This is a genomic window from Psychrobacter sp. AOP7-C1-14 (assembly GCF_052376135.1).
Lineage (GTDB): Bacteria > Pseudomonadota > Gammaproteobacteria > Pseudomonadales > Moraxellaceae > Psychrobacter.
The window spans coordinates 14,183-31,269 of the sequence record NZ_JBQSVH010000008.1; the positions used below are offsets into that span (position 1 = coordinate 14,183).

15 protein-coding genes and 3 pseudogenes are annotated in these 17,087 nt (G+C 41.5%); 15 read left to right on the top strand and 3 right to left on the bottom strand.

Annotated elements, in window-relative coordinates:
• Nucleotides 1–393, top strand: coding sequence for a GFA family protein (locus tag ACT3QN_RS07270; RefSeq protein ID WP_444522702.1), 393 nt, complete (start codon nucleotides 1–3; stop codon nucleotides 391–393).
• A gap of 122 nt (nucleotides 394–515) precedes the next feature.
• On the opposite strand, the pseudogene htpX reads toward ACT3QN_RS07270, so the two are convergent.
• Nucleotides 516–1,419 (bottom strand): annotated as a pseudogene (gene htpX, locus ACT3QN_RS07275) (protease HtpX).
• Between the two features lie 168 nt (nucleotides 1,420–1,587).
• On the opposite strand from htpX, the pseudogene ACT3QN_RS07280 reads away from it, so the two are divergent.
• The 14 genes and pseudogenes from ACT3QN_RS07280 (at nucleotide 1,588) to radA (ending at nucleotide 14,262) form a co-directional block, all read left to right on the top strand.
• Nucleotides 1,588–2,172, top strand: a pseudogene (locus ACT3QN_RS07280) (DUF7822 domain-containing protein).
• Nucleotides 2,173–2,280: 108 nt separating this feature from the next.
• Nucleotides 2,281–2,742 (top strand): methyltransferase family protein, encoded by a 462-nt coding sequence (locus ACT3QN_RS07285; protein ID WP_444522703.1) that lies wholly within the window; start codon nucleotides 2,281–2,283, stop codon nucleotides 2,740–2,742.
• Between the two features lie 138 nt (nucleotides 2,743–2,880).
• Nucleotides 2,881–3,213: a YnfA family protein gene (locus ACT3QN_RS07290; protein ID WP_444522704.1), complete on the top strand. Its 333-nt coding sequence runs from the start codon at nucleotides 2,881–2,883 to the stop codon at nucleotides 3,211–3,213.
• 272 nt (nucleotides 3,214–3,485) lie between these two features.
• Complete coding sequence (locus tag ACT3QN_RS07295) at nucleotides 3,486–4,106, top strand: 6-pyruvoyl trahydropterin synthase family protein (RefSeq protein ID WP_444522705.1); 621 nt, start codon at nucleotides 3,486–3,488, stop codon at nucleotides 4,104–4,106.
• Nucleotides 4,106–4,636, top strand: a complete 531-nt coding sequence (tsaE, locus tag ACT3QN_RS07300; protein WP_444522706.1) for a tRNA (adenosine(37)-N6)-threonylcarbamoyltransferase complex ATPase subunit type 1 TsaE — start codon at nucleotides 4,106–4,108, stop codon at nucleotides 4,634–4,636. The genes ACT3QN_RS07295 and tsaE overlap by 1 nt, the downstream gene beginning before the upstream one ends.
• Nucleotides 4,637–4,677: 41 nt before the next feature.
• Nucleotides 4,678–6,420, top strand: coding sequence for a DNA mismatch repair endonuclease MutL (mutL, locus tag ACT3QN_RS07305; protein ID WP_444522707.1), 1,743 nt, complete (start codon nucleotides 4,678–4,680; stop codon nucleotides 6,418–6,420).
• A 73-nt stretch (nucleotides 6,421–6,493) separates the two neighbouring features.
• Nucleotides 6,494–7,660, top strand: coding sequence for a tRNA (adenosine(37)-N6)-dimethylallyltransferase MiaA (gene miaA / locus ACT3QN_RS07310; RefSeq protein ID WP_444522708.1), 1,167 nt, complete (start codon nucleotides 6,494–6,496; stop codon nucleotides 7,658–7,660).
• A gap of 326 nt (nucleotides 7,661–7,986) precedes the next feature.
• Complete coding sequence (gene hfq, locus ACT3QN_RS07315) at nucleotides 7,987–8,514, top strand: RNA chaperone Hfq (protein WP_444522709.1); 528 nt, start codon at nucleotides 7,987–7,989, stop codon at nucleotides 8,512–8,514.
• 213 nt (nucleotides 8,515–8,727) lie between these two features.
• The gene (locus ACT3QN_RS07320) at nucleotides 8,728–9,720 is read left to right on the top strand and encodes a KpsF/GutQ family sugar-phosphate isomerase (protein WP_444520919.1); all 993 of its coding nucleotides are present in this window, start codon (nucleotides 8,728–8,730) and stop codon (nucleotides 9,718–9,720) included.
• Nucleotides 9,721–9,797: 77 nt separating this feature from the next.
• Entirely contained in the window at nucleotides 9,798–10,364 is a 567-nt protein-coding gene (locus ACT3QN_RS07325) for a KdsC family phosphatase (RefSeq protein ID WP_444522780.1), read from the top strand.
• Nucleotides 10,361–10,945: an LPS export ABC transporter periplasmic protein LptC gene (lptC, locus tag ACT3QN_RS07330; protein ID WP_444520920.1), complete on the top strand. Its 585-nt coding sequence runs from the start codon at nucleotides 10,361–10,363 to the stop codon at nucleotides 10,943–10,945. Before ACT3QN_RS07325 ends, lptC begins: the two co-directional genes overlap by 4 nt.
• A gap of 88 nt (nucleotides 10,946–11,033) precedes the next feature.
• The gene (gene lptA, locus ACT3QN_RS07335; protein ID WP_444520921.1) at nucleotides 11,034–11,591 is read left to right on the top strand and encodes a lipopolysaccharide transport periplasmic protein LptA; all 558 of its coding nucleotides are present in this window, start codon (nucleotides 11,034–11,036) and stop codon (nucleotides 11,589–11,591) included.
• A gap of 143 nt (nucleotides 11,592–11,734) precedes the next feature.
• On the top strand, nucleotides 11,735–12,445 hold the full coding sequence (lptB, locus tag ACT3QN_RS07340; RefSeq protein WP_444520956.1) for an LPS export ABC transporter ATP-binding protein: 711 nt from the start codon (nucleotides 11,735–11,737) through the stop codon (nucleotides 12,443–12,445).
• A gap of 377 nt (nucleotides 12,446–12,822) precedes the next feature.
• Complete coding sequence (gene radA, locus ACT3QN_RS07345; protein ID WP_444520922.1) at nucleotides 12,823–14,262, top strand: DNA repair protein RadA; 1,440 nt, start codon at nucleotides 12,823–12,825, stop codon at nucleotides 14,260–14,262.
• A 162-nt stretch (nucleotides 14,263–14,424) separates the two neighbouring features.
• Here radA and ACT3QN_RS07350 read toward each other — a convergent pair.
• Nucleotides 14,425–14,766 (bottom strand): annotated as a pseudogene (locus ACT3QN_RS07350) (septal ring lytic transglycosylase RlpA family protein); the annotation flags it as partial.
• A gap of 947 nt (nucleotides 14,767–15,713) precedes the next feature.
• Nucleotides 15,714–16,856 (bottom strand): rod shape-determining protein RodA, encoded by a 1,143-nt coding sequence (rodA, locus tag ACT3QN_RS07355; RefSeq protein WP_444522710.1) that lies wholly within the window; start codon nucleotides 16,854–16,856, stop codon nucleotides 15,714–15,716.
• Nucleotides 16,857–17,087: the final 231 nt, after the last annotated feature.

Below are 17,087 nucleotides of genomic sequence, written 5' to 3' on the forward strand. Positions count from 1 at the left end.
ATGGCAATTAAAGGAAGCTGTTTATGTCGAAAAATTATTTATGAAGTGGATTCCTTGGATATGCCTATTGTTCACTGTCATTGTCATACTTGCCGTAAAGCTCATGCAGCAGCATTTGCCACAGTAGCAGGTATTCAACGTGATAATTTTCGTTGGCTCAGAGGAGAGGAGTTTATTTCTACCTATGAATCATCAGCAGGAAAATTCCGTCATTTCTGTAAGTGTTGTGGTTCTCATTTAATTGCTCAAAGACCTGCACAGTCACATATTGTTCTTCGTGTGGCAACATTGGATGATGATCCTAAAATAAAACCTGAATCTCATATTTGGATGTCACACGATCTGCCGTGGCTTGAATATGAAGATATGGAGCAGTATTCAGAAGGTCAGTGAGCTATTTATAATTAGCTTAATATTTGTTGTTTATAATAGCTCCAAATAACAAATATTATTTCATAATAGTAATTTTAGTAGGTTGAACTCTGTGTGGCAGTGCACAAAGAGTCTGGTTATCTCTATTTACTAGAATTATATTCTCTCAACGCCGCAATACGGTCATCAAGCGTTGGGTGTGAGCGGAATAGATTTGCAATACTAAAGCCTTGCATTTGCTCAGACGAGATTGCAAATGCTCTCAGGCATTTGGTCGGGGCGCTGTGCGGAAGGACGAAGAGCATCAAGCGCACTGATCATCTTTTCGCGGCTGGCAAGTTTTGCGCCCATCTGATCGGCACGAAACTCACGTAAGCGTGAAAACCACATCACGATAGCAGATGCCAAAAACCCAAGCAGAATATCCATCACAATACTGGTAATAAAATAGCCAATACCTGGACGATCACTGGTGTTTTTAAACACAGCACGGTCCACGAAATTACCGACAATACGAGCAAAGAACATCACAAATGCATTGACCACTCCCTGAATAAGGGTAAGCGTAATCATATCGCCATTAGCCACATGGCCAATCTCGTGTGCCAATACGGCCTCGACCTCATCTTGATTCATATTTTGTAGTAGACCAGACGACACTGCCACCAGCGCTTTGTTCTTATTCCAACCAGTTGCAAACGCATTTGGCTGAGAATTATTAAAAATACCGACCTCAGGCATACCGATATTTACCGCTTTTGCTTGTTTGGCTACCGTATCGACAAGCCATTGCTCAGTAGCGTTACGTGGGGATTCTATGACGACCGTACCAGTTGATCTCTTAGCCATCCACTTTGACAAAAATAGCGATATCATCGAGCCAACCATACCGTAGATGCCGCACATAATGGCAAGGCTAACATAATTGAGTCCGCCTGCCGTATGTACGCCACCAAGGCCAAAAAACCTCGATAAAATACCAAACACAATGCTAAATACCACAATCACTGCTAAGTTGGTCAATAAAAATAATCCAATGCGCATCATGATGCGAACTTCCTATGTAAAGTGTCGGTATGCCCTCGATAGAGCACTCTCTAAGAGGTTTGTTTGCTATAGTTGTATCTAAATTATATTGAATGGATGCTACTGCTGTAAACAAAAAGTCAAAACAGCGTATAGCGATTAATTTTATTATAAACTGAAGTGATTATTATGGCGAACCGTAGTTATTTGTATTCAACTAACATTATTCCCGAAGCAAATCAAAATGATAGCAGTCGTGTGTTAACTGGCATATCAGAATATAACTATGATATTCCAATAGTCTTTAAGGTGTTACTCTCTGGTAATCCGCAAGCCTGTCTGTCAGTGATTTGAGATAATCCTGAAAAGACTGCTCTTATTGGAGATTATGCCAGCGGTGTGCAAAACCTTGAAGCATTCTTAGCAGCTATTACGCTACCTGCTACTCAGGCTCCAATTACAGAAGCGCTTAAGTTCTTAAAAATGCCAGAGAACCAAAAACAGTATTTTATTTTAGAGTGTGGCGAGATTTTTGCTATGAGCGAGACGCCAATAGAAGCGCAAAATCTGGCACTTCTCAATCAAGTACAGAATCTGCAGCCTGAAATAGAGGCGGCATATCAGTCACTGTTGCCACCTGCCAAAGTCATGAACGAACAACCAAGATCTATTGGCTTATTGGCAAAACTGTTTGGCCGCCGTCCAACACCCGCGAAGGCATTGTCTGCGAATAAATTAGACCAAGCTATCTTTAGTCTTGGTCTGGGTCTTTGATCGAATATTTTTTACTTTGACTTTTCTGGAGAGGGTGATGACTAATGTTTATCTGTAGGAAATGTAGAAACGTTATTAATGCTCAATAGAAATAAAAAAGGCCTAATCATGAACGCTCTAGAACTTAAAGTTCCGCCTGTAGCGCAAGTTATTATTACAGCAGCTGTTATGTATGGCGCTTCTAAAACTATAGCTAGTTTACAGTTCGATTTTGATGGATCAAATACGCTGGCGATTGGTTTGAGTATTATTGGGTTGGGTAGTGGGGTCATGGGTGTGGCTCAATTTAAAAAAGCACAAACCACTGTGAATCCGCATACACCAGAAAAATCTACAAACCTAGTGACAAGTGGCATTTATCGGTATACTCGCAACCCAATGTATTTAGGATTGGTGCTTGTCTTGCTAGGTTGGGCCTTTTATCTGTCTCACCTTTTACCATTTATATTAGTACCTGTCTTTATGATTTATATGACACGTTTTCAAATACAGCCAGAAGAAAAAATGATGGCACAAAAATTTGGTAGAGAATATCAGGCTTATCTATCTAGAGTACGCAGGTGGATATAAAGCTTATAGAGTATTCAGTCGAGGTAGGGTGTTCGATTGTACGGCTATAGAGGATAGAGTACTGGTTTCTGATAACACCGTATAATATTTGACAAGTTTTATCACTATTGGGGAGTGTTGGGTGAGGAGTAGTAATTTTTGACAGAATTAAAGACCTTTGGGCTGTTTGCGCTTACTGCATTGGCTGAGATTGCAGGGTGTTACCTGCCTTATCTATGGCTACGAGAAGGCAAGTCAATCTGGCTGCTGATACCCGGTGCGCTTAGTTTGGTTACGTTTGTTTGGCTGCTGTCGTTACATCCGACCGCTGCGGGTAGGGTTTATGCTGCATATGGTGGTGTGTATATATGCATGGCGATTTTATGGTTGTGGACGGTCAATGGCATACGACCAACCACATGGGATATATTGGGTTCAGTAGTTGCATTGTTAGGAATGGCGATTATTATGTTTGCACCGCGCGGACCCTGATCAAAACCGAAGCTTCAGTCAAAACAGTATCTGGTTAAAAATGTAGTACTTATAAAAGCCGATGGCCAATCAAAAAAACACCAACTAAACGGTTAGTACGGCTAACCCTAGGTTATCAGTTAATTCGTTCAATCAATCATTGTATTAATAAGTGCTTACTTACGGATACATAGCGATTTGCTATAATAGATCGTAAACCGACTCATAAACGCGGTAAACTCTTATTTATTAACATTTAGCACCATAGTGCTTGCTGTTTTGGTCAAATTATTATGCGTATTCGTAAACTATTCAAATTTGAAAATGCTCATATCGTTCGTAACTGTAGCTCTGAGCGTTGTAAGCACTCGATTCATGGTCACAGTTATCAGATTGAGCTGATTTTAGAGGCCACTCGATTAGACCATGGGCAAATGGTTTATGACTTTGGTCTGCTAAAATCTTCGATCAAAGATATTATTGATAGCTTTGATCATGCTATTTGCTTTTGGAACAAAGATGATCCTGAGTATGTCGCAACGTGTAAGAAATTTAGCGCCCGTTGGATAAGTTTGCCAGTTTCACCATCGGCAGAGCAGTTCTCACGAGTGATATTCTTTTGGGCGCAAGAAATACTGCGCCAGACACAAATGCAAAATGGTGAAGCAGATGTGAGCGTGTACTCAGTAATCGCCCACGAGACGGCGACAGGGTATGCACAGTGCTTTGCTGATGATGTCGCAAACGATCAAATGGGTAAACTGGTCTTAGAAGACTTTGAATTTAGTGAGCAAGTTCGCGCTGAGTGGACTGACCCCGAGCTGTATGCCAAGCTGATTCGCGGTGAAAGCTTCACCAATCCAACCGTGACCATGCAGGTACAAACAGAGCAAGTACAAGCAGGTTCAATCTGATGTGTGATGGTCAATCTATAGAAAATGGTAAATACCTAAAGACTCTGACCCTAGCGTCTGAGCAAGATACTCAGTCATTGGCTGAGCAATTAGCGTCATTGCCACTTACAGGAAGTGTATGGCTGGCAGGTGACTTGGGTGCGGGCAAAACCACGTTGACGCGTTACTGGTTACAAGCGCTTGGTCATTCAGGTGCAGTAAAAAGTCCAACCTATACCTTGGTTGAGCCTTATAGTATTCAGCAACAGGATGGAGCTATTAAGCCAGTCTATCATGCAGATTTATATCGTTTGCAAGATCCTGAAGAGCTTTCTTTTATTGGGTTTGATGAGTATTTGGATGAACCTGAAGCCTTAGTCATTATTGAATGGGCGAGCCGGGCTGATAGCTATCTACCACCGCCCACGTTATTCATCGATATGACCCAAAATGCAAGCAATGACAATGGTAATGAAGCACGCCAAGTGCAGCTAAGGTTATCAAAATCAGGTCAAGCGAAAGGTTTGGACTTATCGCAGCTCACTATCTAAACCATATCAATTGTTATTCTTCTAAAATATGACATCTATCAATGCCAGATAATTATTCTAATACACGTATTAAAAAACTATCGCCGCTGCTAATTAATCAATTAGCAGCAGGTGAAGTGGTGACACGTCCAGCAGCAGTGGTTAAAGAATTGCTTGAAAACGCCATTGATGCTGGTGCGACCAACATTGAGGTTCGCATTACTCAAGGCGGTATGGGCTTGATTGAAGTAGTGGATAATGGGGTCGGTATTCATCCTGATGACATGGTCATGGCGATTACTCGTCATGCGACCAGTAAGGTTGCCGATGTTGCTAATTTGCATGGTATTACGACGTTGGGTTTTCGTGGTGAAGCGTTAGCGGCGATGGCTGCTGTCTCGCGTTTGTCCCTAACCAGTAGTCATGATGAGAGTGGTATTGGTCGTCAATTACAGGTCGCTGGCGTATTAGATGACACACCGAAACTATTACCAGTTGTGCATAACCGCGGTACAACGATCGTCGTAAAAGATCTGTATTTTAACGTGCCTGCCCGCCGTGGCAATTTAAAATCTATTGCTACTGAGTTCGGTCATATCGAAACTATTGTCCGAGAAGTCGCACTGGCACGTGCTGATGTTGCTTTGACACTTTTTCATGACAATAAACAGCGGCTATCATTATCTGCAAGTGCTATGAGTACTAATAGTCACAATGATAGCCGCTTGCCAATGCCGCGGTTGGAACAAGCGACTGGTATAGCATTGACAGACAATGCATTAGCAATATCGATAGATTTGTCGAGTCTGGTACAGTCGTCTGTAGAGTGCGGTGGCAATGTTAGTCAGGCAGCGGTTAGTGGCTGGTTATGGCCATTGCATTATGAAAAACCTGATTTACCAAAACTGATTTATGTAAATGGTAGACTGGTAAAGGAAGCGTTGATTAGTAACCAAATACGCCAACTTGCACAAGGCGCACAGCTGGTAGGTATGGGGTATGCGCTGTATTTTGATTTACCAACTCAATGGTTGAATATTAATGTACATCCATCTAAACAACGTATCAAAATCAGTCCATTGAATAATATTATGGCGCATTTAGGCCATACGATTCGCTCTCAGTTGAAAACAATCAATGCCCCCGTATCTGTACCAACGACAGACGCTGATAGTCAGTACATATCTTCGGAACGAGCAAATAGTAATGCTTCTGAAGGTTGTCCGTCTGAAAGGCCGATGTCCAGTAGTCAGCCTACCAATCATCAAAGGCAGCATAATAAAGTAGAAGCTACTAGACAGTCTTATAAATCTACTGCAAATCAAACATATTCAAATAATCCTTCATTGCAAGAATCGGTACAACCGTATGTTGGTGAGCAGGCAGGACCAAGTGATAGTAGTACTTCACATTCCTCTACTGGAGCAGCCAATTCGGCATCCTTGCCAATTTGCTTAGATATGGTCGATAGTATAGAAACTATTGATATTGACTCAAACGCAGATGATAAAAATCTACCTTGGCTGTTATTTTATCATCAAGGGCAGTGTTTACTGATAAGTGCTAAAGATTGGCAGTTTAAAGTAAGCCAGTTGTTTGAATCACTTAACTCTAGTCAGCAAGAATTCAAAAAAGATAAATTGCCAAACAGCGCCATGGAGATTAATCAGCAACTGATAACGGTCAATATGCAAATGTCTGCGCAAGATTCAATGGTTTTTGCGAATGATCTTACTGAAATAATCACGAATTATGCTATCAAAGCGATGGATAGTCGCCGTTTAGTGAAGTTAATGCTTTCTTGACTATTTGAGAATAATGACAGCATTTAATAATAATTAAAATAACCGTTATACATATATTATGAAAGGCCACTTTATGCATCGTTCGTCTGACAGCCTGCCTCACAAACTGGCGGATAATAGTGTGGTTTGTCTCATGGCACCAACCGCTAGCGGCAAAACGTCACTGGCGTACGAGCTATACGATACTGGCCGCTTTGAGTTAATCTCAGTGGACTCAGCATTGATATACCGTGATATGAACATTGGCACAGCCAAGCCAACAGCGACTGAGCTGGCGCGTTACCCACATCACTTGGTCGATATTATTGATCCTATGCAAAGCTATAGTGTGGCTGAGTTTGTTAGTGATGTTGCCCGTCTCATTGATGAGTGTCATCAAAAAGGAAAGATACCATTACTAGTCGGCGGTACCATGATGTATTACATGGCGCTACTCGATGGATTGTCTCCTGTGCCCGATAGTGATGATAGTATACGGGCGCGAGTAGAACAATGGCGTCAAGAGGAAGGTATTAGTGCTCTCTATGATTATTTAGGTAGTATAGATCCTATAAGCCATGAGCGCTTGAACGCTACCGATACTCAGCGTATCACGCGTGCGGTTGAAGTCTATCTGCAAACGGATATACCAATAAGTGACTGGCAGCGCAAGCCAAAGCAAGCACTGGCACACAATCCAGAGCAGCAGTGGCATGCGCTGTCGGTAATGCCGGATCGTCCATGGCTACATGATCGTATCGAACAACGCTTAGACATCATGTGGAATGAAGGGCTAGTGACTGAGGTCATTAACTTACTAAAAAAGTATCCGCTTACGCCTAATATGCCTTCAATGCGCTGTGTGGGTTACAGGCAAGTACTAGAATACTTGGTGCATATTGATCATCCAATATTTGATGAGGCTCATCTAGATAAGCATCAATTTTATGAAGCTTTTGGAGCGCATACAGCTGTCAACGGAGAAAAAGAAATCTTAGGTAATGTTGCTCAGTCAGCCGCTCAATTGAACACAGCTAAACAAGAGACCGAGGCGCTTGCTTGTCAGGAAATGCAAAATAAGGCATTATATGCTACAAGACAACTAGCAAAACGTCAGTACACATGGCTGCGAAAGGTAATGCAATTGCCTAATACATCGTCAAGTAAGATCTCGCAATCTGAAAACGAAGCTGATACTAGCAGTCGTATGATATTACAAACGTTTGAAACGATGGCCGAAGCACGAGAGTATTTATCTTAAAGTGTAATGATAGGTATCACAATTAGTTTCAAAAATCGGTATAAATAGCTGTTATAATTTAGCTCAATGAGTTGAGTATTGTTATAACAGCTATTTATAAACTTTTGTATACAGAAAATATTGACGAAACAACTAGTTACTTAATTATTTACAATAATAACGTATTCGCGATAAAGTGGAATCACTTAAGAGCAACGAGTATTTATTTAGATACGTTTTATAAAGAAAACACCTTATTGTATCTACCTTTTAGCCATTATAATTAAATTGACACTTAAAATAATTGGCACTCAAAACATAATTATATAATATTTAGGAGAGATTTCATGTCAAAAGGACAAACTTTACAAGATCCATTCTTGAATTCGCTGCGTAAAGATCGCATTCCTGTTTCTATTTTTCTGGTCAATGGTATTAAACTACAAGGCCAAATTGAATCATTTGATCAATATGTTGTTCTCTTAAAAAATACAGTGAGTCAAATGGTGTATAAGCATGCCATTTCAACAGTAGTACCAGCACGTAACCCGCGTAGTAGTACGTCGACAGGTACCAGTGCTCAGCCTCAAAGTGCAGCACCAACCGGATATCAAGGTGGTGGATTTGAACGTGGTGGCAACCCTGCTGCTAGTGGTTTCGAAGAGCGTGGCTTTGCATCGAATCGTAGTGGATTTAACCGTGGTGGTTTTAGCCAAGGTCAAGATCGTGGCTTTGAACGTGGTAGTTTCGGCCAAGGTCAAGATCGTGGTTTTGAGCGTGGGGGTTTTGGTCAAGATCGTGGTTTTGATGCTACGGCAGATAATATAGGTTTTGAAGATAAGCCAAACGACGGACCTAACGATAATAACAGCTAATTCGTTGCATTAATCGAGCATATTGTTTAAAGCCAAATTATTGAAGTATGATTTATCCGTTTAAAACCTGCTGATAATAGTGGGTTTTTTTTGTATAGATAGCAGTAAGCTGTTTGTTGATTGTAAAAAACTATATTGATGTAGACCATTACTAATATGAAACGTAGTGTAGTAAAATAAACTATTGATTCATTATAAAAATAGAGCGGATTCATGAGTGATACCAAAAACAACTTAACCCATGAGCAATTTATTACGACTGCTATTGAGGCGATTAATACTGAGATATCAGCGTTGGCATTGCTAACAGAGCAGATTGACGACCGATTTGCACAGGCTTGTGACATCATCTTGACTTGCAAGGGTCGAGTGGTGGTTACGGGCATGGGCAAGTCAGGACTAATTGGCCGCAAGATCGCAGCGACTTTCGCCTCAACTGGTACGCCTGCTTTCTTCATGCATCCTGGCGAAGCAGGGCATGGCGACTTGGGAATGCTTGTGAAAGGTGATGTATTGCTTGCTATTTCAAATTCAGGTGAGTCAGATGAAATCAAGATGCTACTGCCAGTTGTCAAACATCTAAACATTCCACTTATCAGTATCAGTCGCGATAAGCGCGGTATGTTGCCACGAGCAGCTGACATTGTATTGACACTTGGTCAGTCGCAAGAGGCTTGTCCGCTTAATCTAGCGCCTACTTCCAGTACGACGGCTACTTTAGCGCTCGGAGATGCGTTAGCAGTTGCTTTAGTGCATGCACGTAATTTCACTTCTGAAGACTTTGCATTATCACATCCTGCTGGTGCCTTGGGTCGTCAGCTGTTGACGCGCGTCGAAGATTTAATGCATACCAAATCAGAAGATTTGCCTTTGATTCATCAGCAAGCTCCATTGCAACAAGCTTTATTTACTATGTCTGCTGGTCGCTTGGGCATGACGGTAGTGACTGGTGATGACAATAAAGTCGTTGGTGTGTTCACAGATGGTGACTTGCGCCGAGGGTTGGAAAAAGGCATCGATTTACAAACGCCAATGCATGAAGTAATGGTCAGTAACCCACGTCATATCAGTAAAACGATGCGTGCGTCAGATGCGCTGAGTGTCATGAATGAGAGTGGTATCAGTCAGTTATTGATTATTGATGATGAAGATCGTTTAGAAGCTATTATTACCGTGCATGATTTGCTGCAAGCTGGTGTTAAATAAGGTTTGTGAGTTAGTGTTGAAATAGTTAAGCTATATAGAGTACCTCTTCGAAAATAAATATTAAAAAGAGATGAATGATGCAAGACTTAATACAGAAAGCCGGACAAGTGAAATTATTGGTCATGGATGTCGATGGTATTTTATCCAATGGTCAAATTATCTATGATGCTAATGGCGTTGAGACCAAAGCATTCTCAGTACAGGATGGTGTAGGTGTTAAGTCTCTAGCGCGTTACGGTATTTTGACCGCCATTATTACGGGCCGTAGTAGTGCGATGGTAAATAAGCGCGCAGCAGAAATGGGCGTCGACCATGTGGTGCAAGGACGTGATGATAAGTTAATCGCGCTAAATGAGCTGCTATCGTCTTTAGATCCTACGCTTAATATTACTGCTGCCGATTGTGCTTACATGGGTGATGATTTACCAGATATCAAGGCGATGCAAACAGTAGGGTTTGCAGCAACGGTACCTAACGCGCATGCTGAAGTTATTCAGCGTAGCGATATGGTAACGACTCGTGCTGGCGGTACTGGTGCAGTGCGCGAGATATGTGATCTTATCCTAAAAGGTCATGGACATTATCAAGACTTTATCGCGCATTATACGCTTGATGAGGCACAAAATCAGGATAAACAGTTGTGAATACACGTGTCTTGATTATATTAGCCTTAATTATTGCCGGTATCGCGGGTTGGTTTTTTCAACAACAAGGCGATGTAGCAGCGCCAGTCAACATTGAAACAACAGATGTCGATTACGAAGCCACCGATATCAAAGCCGTGCAGACAAACGAGCAAGGCGAAACCGAATATGAGCTTACAGCTGAGTCTTTGACCCATAATCCTGAGACCAATCAGGATGAAATGTCAGGTATTACTATGAATTGGGAACCGTCTGCAGAGCAACGTTATCGCATTCAGGCAGGCAGTGCAGCGATTAGTCAACAGACAGGAGAATTTAGCTTATCAGGTGGATTTACACTAGTAAGCGAAGGTAACCAAGATACTCCTGATATTGAACCGATAAAAGTAACTGGTAGCACGTTAAAGGGTAATACGAAGTCAGGTAAAGTGTATAGTGATGCACCTGTAAAAGTCGAACAAGGCATGAACCGGTTTGAAGCCTCTAGTATGACTGCCAATCTTGAAACGGGTGAGTATGAGTTTGGCCAAGTCGCTGTCGCTTTTTCTCCATCTGAACGCCAAGATCAAGCATTATTTTAATCGAAACCTTTCTTATTCACTGTGTTAAAAATAGCGGCTAGCATAAAGTTTGCAAATCCTACCACCTATTATGAAATGAGTTATTTATATGAAACTTAAATTTTTGCCTACTTTACGCGCATCATCAGTCTGCTTGCATAAGTTACATGCACTGCCAATGGTAATGTTGTTAGCGCTACCGCTTTATAGTCACGCACTGCCATCAGATTCTAATCAGCAGATTAAGTTGTTAGCGGATAAAGCTACTTATAGTGAGAGTACAGGTGTGACCAGTTATGCAGGTAATGTCATTATTACTCAAGGTACCTTTAAAATGACGGCCGACAACATCACGGTCAATCTTTCTCAGCAGCGTAGCATTAACTCAGCGGTAGCAACTGGCCGTCCCGCTACTATGCAGCAAATAGTCACGCAAGAAAAGGGTTTGGCAAAAGGCCAGGCTAATAAAATTGACTATAATGCGGTGTCTGGAATCATTACGCTAACTGGCAATGCTAAGCTGGTTCAGAACGGTGCAAGCTTTGCTGGTAATGTTATTCGTTACAGTCTAAAAGCAGGTGATGTCGAAGCGACTGCTGGTGGCAATCAGCGCGTTGAGTTGGTATTCCCGCCTAACAACGGCACAAACCAAAGCGGCGTGCGTTAATCCAAATAAATAGACTACGAATTAATAAGTCTGTCCTTAGCAATGCTTAAGTTGTGTGAAAGTAAGAGTAATTTATGAGCGAAGATAAAAATCTAGACCTATCGGCATCACATACCAACACGGCACCAGTTGCTCGATTGACTATGCAAAACCTAGGCAAGCGTTATGGCAAGCGTTGGGTGGTCAAAGATGTTTCGTTTTCTGTTGAGCAAGGACAAGTTGTAGGACTGTTAGGGCCTAACGGTGCTGGTAAAACGACTAGCTTTTATATGGTTGTGGGACTGGTTAATATGGATAAAGGTCGTGTTACTTTAGGTAAAATGGACTTATCTAAGTATGCTATGCACGAGCGTGCGCGTGCAGGTATCGGCTATTTACCGCAAGAAGCATCAATCTTCCGTAAGTTATCTATCGAAGATAATATCCTATCTATCTTACAGACTCGTACAGAATTAAGTAAAGCGGAACAGCAGCAAGAGCTTGAAAAGTTAATTGGCGAATTCCATTTAGAACATGTACGCAAGTCTCAGGGTATGAGCGTGTCAGGCGGTGAGCGTCGTCGCTGTGAGATTGCGCGAGCATTGGCAGCTGATCCTAAGTTTATCTTATTGGATGAGCCATTTGCAGGGGTAGACCCGATCTCGGTTGGCGACATTAAGGACGTTATTTTGACGTTAAAAAATCGCGGCATAGGTGTTCTAATAACCGATCATAATGTTCGAGATACACTAGCGATTTGTGAAAAGGCTTATATCGTATCAGAAGGCGCTATCATTGCAGAAGGCACTTCAGCTGAAGTGTTAGAAAATGACTTAGTAAAATCTGTTTATCTAGGCAAAGACTTTCAAGTATAAGTGAAAGCGTTAAATATTTTATCCTATAATCTATTTTATATGATCGTTTCACTATAAAACAAAGCACTAAAAGTAGAGTTATTCTGGTATTTATCTTCCTTACTTTTTTATATGTTCTATTTTCTAAACGCTGCGTAAAACGCATAGCAATAATTTTGTACTTTCTAATTAACTAATAGAGCTGGCTGAAATTACTCTTTATAGAACTTGTAAGCCAGTTACTACTTATATCTACAATTAACATCATCCTCTTTAAAGTACAGCTTACAAAATAATGGCTGGCTATCATAACAAATACTTCTGAATCAACGCTCACAAGGCGTGACAATACTTTCTTCATTATTCTCGATTGATCCTCTGAATAAGGCTTATAAGCTATGGCAAAAAATAAAACCAGCTATGTCTGTCAGCATTGCGGTGCGCATTTTGGTAAATGGGCAGGTCAGTGTACAGATTGTGGGGAATGGAATAGCTTGGTTGAAGCCCCAAATGTCAGTATGCCACATCATAACAAGAGTACTGCTAAGCCTAATAGTGCTCGAGCTGCTGCTCATAGTAGCAGTAGTGCGCCAGCTGGTAATTACTCTGGTACTCATAGCGCCGTTATGCCACTTAACGCAGTAAGCGTCACACTTGACACACGCCTACCAACTGGTATCAGTGAGTTTGATCGCGTACTCGGCGGTGGACTAGTGGCAGGTTCCGTAGTGTTAATCGGTGGTGATCCAGGTATTGGTAAGTCAACGATCTTGCTGCAAACGGCGACCAACATGGCACGGGCTGATTCATTGGCAGGCAGTGCGTTATACGTGACAGGTGAAGAGTCACTGGCACAGGTGGCTATGCGAGCCAAACGCTTAGACCTACCTGCTGATAGGCTACGTGTACTGGCCGAAACTAATGTAGAGACTATCTGTGCTGCATTGACGCAAGAGCAGCCAGCCATTGCGATTATTGATTCTATTCAGACGATTTATACGGATGCTATTAACTCTGCGCCAGGTGGTGTCAGTCAAATTAGAGAATCTGCTGCGATTTTGACGCGCTATGCTAAGCAAACAGGGACAGCGCTATTCTTAGTAGGACATGTAACCAAGGAAGGTACGCTAGCTGGTCCGCGAGTATTGGAGCATATGGTTGATACGGTGCTTTATTTTGAAGGACAGTCTGACTCGCGTTTTCGTATGATTCGTGCGGTCAAGAATCGCTTTGGTGCGGTTAACGAACTGGGTATCTTTGGTATGACTGATATGGGGCTCAAAGAAGTTGCCAATCCATCAGCAATATTTTTGAGTCGTTATGACAAACCTGTTGCGGGCTCTGTGGTTATGGTCAGCCGTGAAGGTACAAGACCATTATTGGTAGAAGTACAGGCCTTGGTCGATGATTCACAAGGTTCGCCTAGAAGGATGGCGCTGGGTCTGGATTTCCAGCGTTTATCTATGTTATTAGCAGTGATGCATCGTCACGGTGGGATACATACCAGTGGGCAAGACGTCTATGTCAATGTGGTTGGTGGCGTAAAAGTTATAGAGACGGGGTCTGATTTAGCCGTATTGCTGGCTTGTGCATCAAGTATCAAAGAGAGGGCATTACCATCATCACTAGCCGTGTTTGGAGAGGTAGGTCTATCTGGTGAAATTCGTCCAGTACCCAATGGACAAGAACGTTTAAAAGAAGCGATGAAGCATGGGTTTAAGCATGCCATTATTCCAAAAGCCAATGCACCTGCTAAGGGAGCGCCTCAGTTTAAAGGTATCAATGTAATTGCGGTTGAGCGACTTGATGATGCTATCGAAAGCGCATTTGAATTATAAGGTATATACAATTCATAGTGCTTGGTTTTAAGTAGTTAAGTCATTGCTATTAGTTTGGAACAATAAATATAAATCATAAAAAACGCCTAACTAATAATTAGTTAGGCGTTTTTTGTTATATACGTTAGCAATGTTATCAGTCTCTAAAACCCATACTTGAAACTATGGTCCTGCAACGCGCTCAATAGAAACGTTACCCACGCCTTTACTTGTAATACCAAGTTTCTTGGCAGCGCCATAGGATAGATCTAACACGCGGTTACCATGGAATGGGCCGCGATCGTTCACTTTTACGACGACCGTTTTACCATTGGTTTTGTTAGTAACTTTGACATAGCAGTTTAGTGGCAATGAGCGATGCGCTGCAGTTAGAGCATTCATGTCAAAAGTTTCACCACTAGCAGTCTTGCGACCATGGAACTTACGACCATACCATGAAGCAAGACCAGTTTGCTTGAATTTACTGACTGAGTTAGAGGCCACAGCTGTTAGACGCTCTAGTACATCTTCATCATTAGTAACTTGGGTAGTATCATTAGCCAATAATGAGCTACTGAGGGCTAATGAAGTAGGCTGACGGGCTGATTTTACTAAGCTTGATGCGCCATCGTGCTGACGGCTCAGTTCACCAAGTACACGGTCGATGTGGGAGGCGTTATCTTGTGAAATCATAGCAAGTGTGGTTTTTGCTTCTACAGCATTTGCATTGGTAGCGACTGCAGAGCCAGCAAACAACATTGCCGACATGGTAAGTAAACCAGATAAACGCTTATTCATAAATACCTCTATAACTTATACATCAAAACCTAACGCTAAATAGTTTAGACTGAGCATAATATCAACCTATTATTTTCATATCGGTTAATAGATGGCTCTTATAAATATTGATGTATGGTAATTTTTCATTTCATTATCATCAGTGTCTAGCGAATATAATGGCTAGAGTGACTGACGATACGCTCAAATGATAGTTAGCGATAACTATTGAATACAGAGTCTAGAATAAAGACTGAGTGACAATATCACTATGTCGTATTTACATGATGTGCGATATACAAACTTCTTTAGAGTGCTACATTAATAGAAGGTTTAGAAAACATCGCGTATCGCTTTGTTATCAAACCGTTAATTAAGTAGTGTATTTGAAAGTCTGGAATCTACAAGATGTTAACTATACAGCTAAGCTACAACCTAAATATATTTGAATGCAATGTTTGTTAGTAGCTATGTACATGTTATGTATCAGAGTATAGTGAAATGAGGTTAACGCAATTTTTTGTAAAAAACAAGCAATAAAATCTTTCCGTATCTGTGGTTAGTTAACCAATATCAGAAATTATGCTCGTTTATCATCAGAATAATAGCGAGTAGAATGACTCATTATTTCAGGTTTGTAACTGTTATTGTTTCCTACACGAACATATATCATTTTTTATGAAGTCATAGGTAATCTAGCCAGATTTATGAGTATGAATAGACATAAGTAAGCCAAATCCTGCCATCAGAGTTACAATTGCCGTACCCCCATAACTAATGAATGGTAGTGGAACACCTACAACAGGTAAGATGCCGCCAACCATGCCGACGTTGACGAATATATAAACAAAGAAAGACATGGCGATAGCACCAGCTAACAACCTGCAATAGACATCAGGATGAGTGAAAGCAATATATAGAGCACGTGATAGAAGGCAAAAATAGATAAACATTAGTAGCATCACGCCGAGTAAACCAAACTCCTCGGAGAAAGCAGCAATGATAAAATCAGTATGGCCTTCTGGTAGGAAGTGTAGATGTGATTGAGTGCCTTCTAGGTAGCCTTTTCCAGTGAGACCACCAGACCCGATGGCGGTTTTCGATTGAATGATGTTCCATCCCGCACCTTGTACATCTGCTTCAGGATTGAGGAGTGTCAATACCCGCGTACGCTGATAGTCGTGGAGTAAAAAATTCCAAGCGAAAGCTATAAAGGGTACAGCTAAGATTACAGCGGCAGAGATTAAACGCCACGAGAGGCCTGCTAAGAAAAGTACAAATATACCACTGGCAGCGACCAGTAGTGACGTACCAAGATCAGGCTCTTTAGCAATTAATAGCACAGGTACAATAATCAAAGCTAATGTGATAGCAATGCTAGACGCTGACGGTGGCAGATCACGCTTAGACAAAAACCAAGCACACATCATTGGCATGCCAAGTTTCATAAACTCCGAAGGCTGTACACTACCAAAGCCTGGTAAGTTGATCCAGCGCTGAGCACCCATACGCACTTCACCAATAATATCTACCAATACTAATAGTATGAGTCCTAGGACATAAAATATAGGCGTAAAAGTACGATAGAGACTGGGCGGTATTTGGGCCATGGTAAACATCACAGCAAATGCCACACCGTAGCTGACCATTTGGCGAATGACCATACCAATATCTTGGCTTGCAGCGCTATATAGAATCGTTAGACCAATACAACAAACTGCCAGTAGTAGTAAAGTTAACCATGGATCGATATGAATACGTTGCCATAGTGTCGGTGCATGACCTTGACCCAGATGATGGCTCTGACGTGAAAAACGATATTGCGGGCTAGAAGACATAGGCAGATTTTGACTAACAATTGATGTAGGAGGGAAGTACTAGCTAAGTTTTCTCGTAATAAGCATAGAGTGAGATAAGCTTAAAAGTGCCATTTCTAATAAAAGTACGCGAGCAATCAACAGTCAGTTAATTGGTACATTAGTAATAAAGTCACTCAATTATAAAAGTTGTAAGGATAAGTGTTAATTATCAATATGGGACTTCAAATTAGAAGCGATAGTTTAGCTTGC

Coding starts and splice junctions, on each gene's coding strand:
- miaA (WP_444522708.1), top strand. CDS start 6,494: ATGCATCGTTCGTCTGACAGCCTGCCTCACAAACTGGCGGATAATAGT.
- hfq (WP_444522709.1), top strand. CDS start 7,987: ATGTCAAAAGGACAAACTTTACAAGATCCATTCTTGAATTCGCTGCGT.
- lptB (WP_444520956.1), top strand. CDS start 11,735: ATGCAAAACCTAGGCAAGCGTTATGGCAAGCGTTGGGTGGTCAAAGAT.
- ACT3QN_RS07320 (WP_444520919.1), top strand. CDS start 8,728: ATGAGTGATACCAAAAACAACTTAACCCATGAGCAATTTATTACGACT.
- ACT3QN_RS07285 (WP_444522703.1), top strand. CDS start 2,281: ATGAACGCTCTAGAACTTAAAGTTCCGCCTGTAGCGCAAGTTATTATT.
- ACT3QN_RS07325 (WP_444522780.1), top strand. CDS start 9,798: ATGCAAGACTTAATACAGAAAGCCGGACAAGTGAAATTATTGGTCATG.
- ACT3QN_RS07270 (WP_444522702.1), top strand. CDS start 1: ATGGCAATTAAAGGAAGCTGTTTATGTCGAAAAATTATTTATGAAGTG.
- ACT3QN_RS07295 (WP_444522705.1), top strand. CDS start 3,486: ATGCGTATTCGTAAACTATTCAAATTTGAAAATGCTCATATCGTTCGT.
- mutL (WP_444522707.1), top strand. CDS start 4,678: ATGCCAGATAATTATTCTAATACACGTATTAAAAAACTATCGCCGCTG.
- tsaE (WP_444522706.1), top strand. CDS start 4,106: ATGTGTGATGGTCAATCTATAGAAAATGGTAAATACCTAAAGACTCTG.
- lptA (WP_444520921.1), top strand. CDS start 11,034: ATGAAACTTAAATTTTTGCCTACTTTACGCGCATCATCAGTCTGCTTG.
- radA (WP_444520922.1), top strand. CDS start 12,823: ATGGCAAAAAATAAAACCAGCTATGTCTGTCAGCATTGCGGTGCGCAT.
- rodA (WP_444522710.1), bottom strand. CDS start 16,856: ATGTCTTCTAGCCCGCAATATCGTTTTTCACGTCAGAGCCATCATCTG.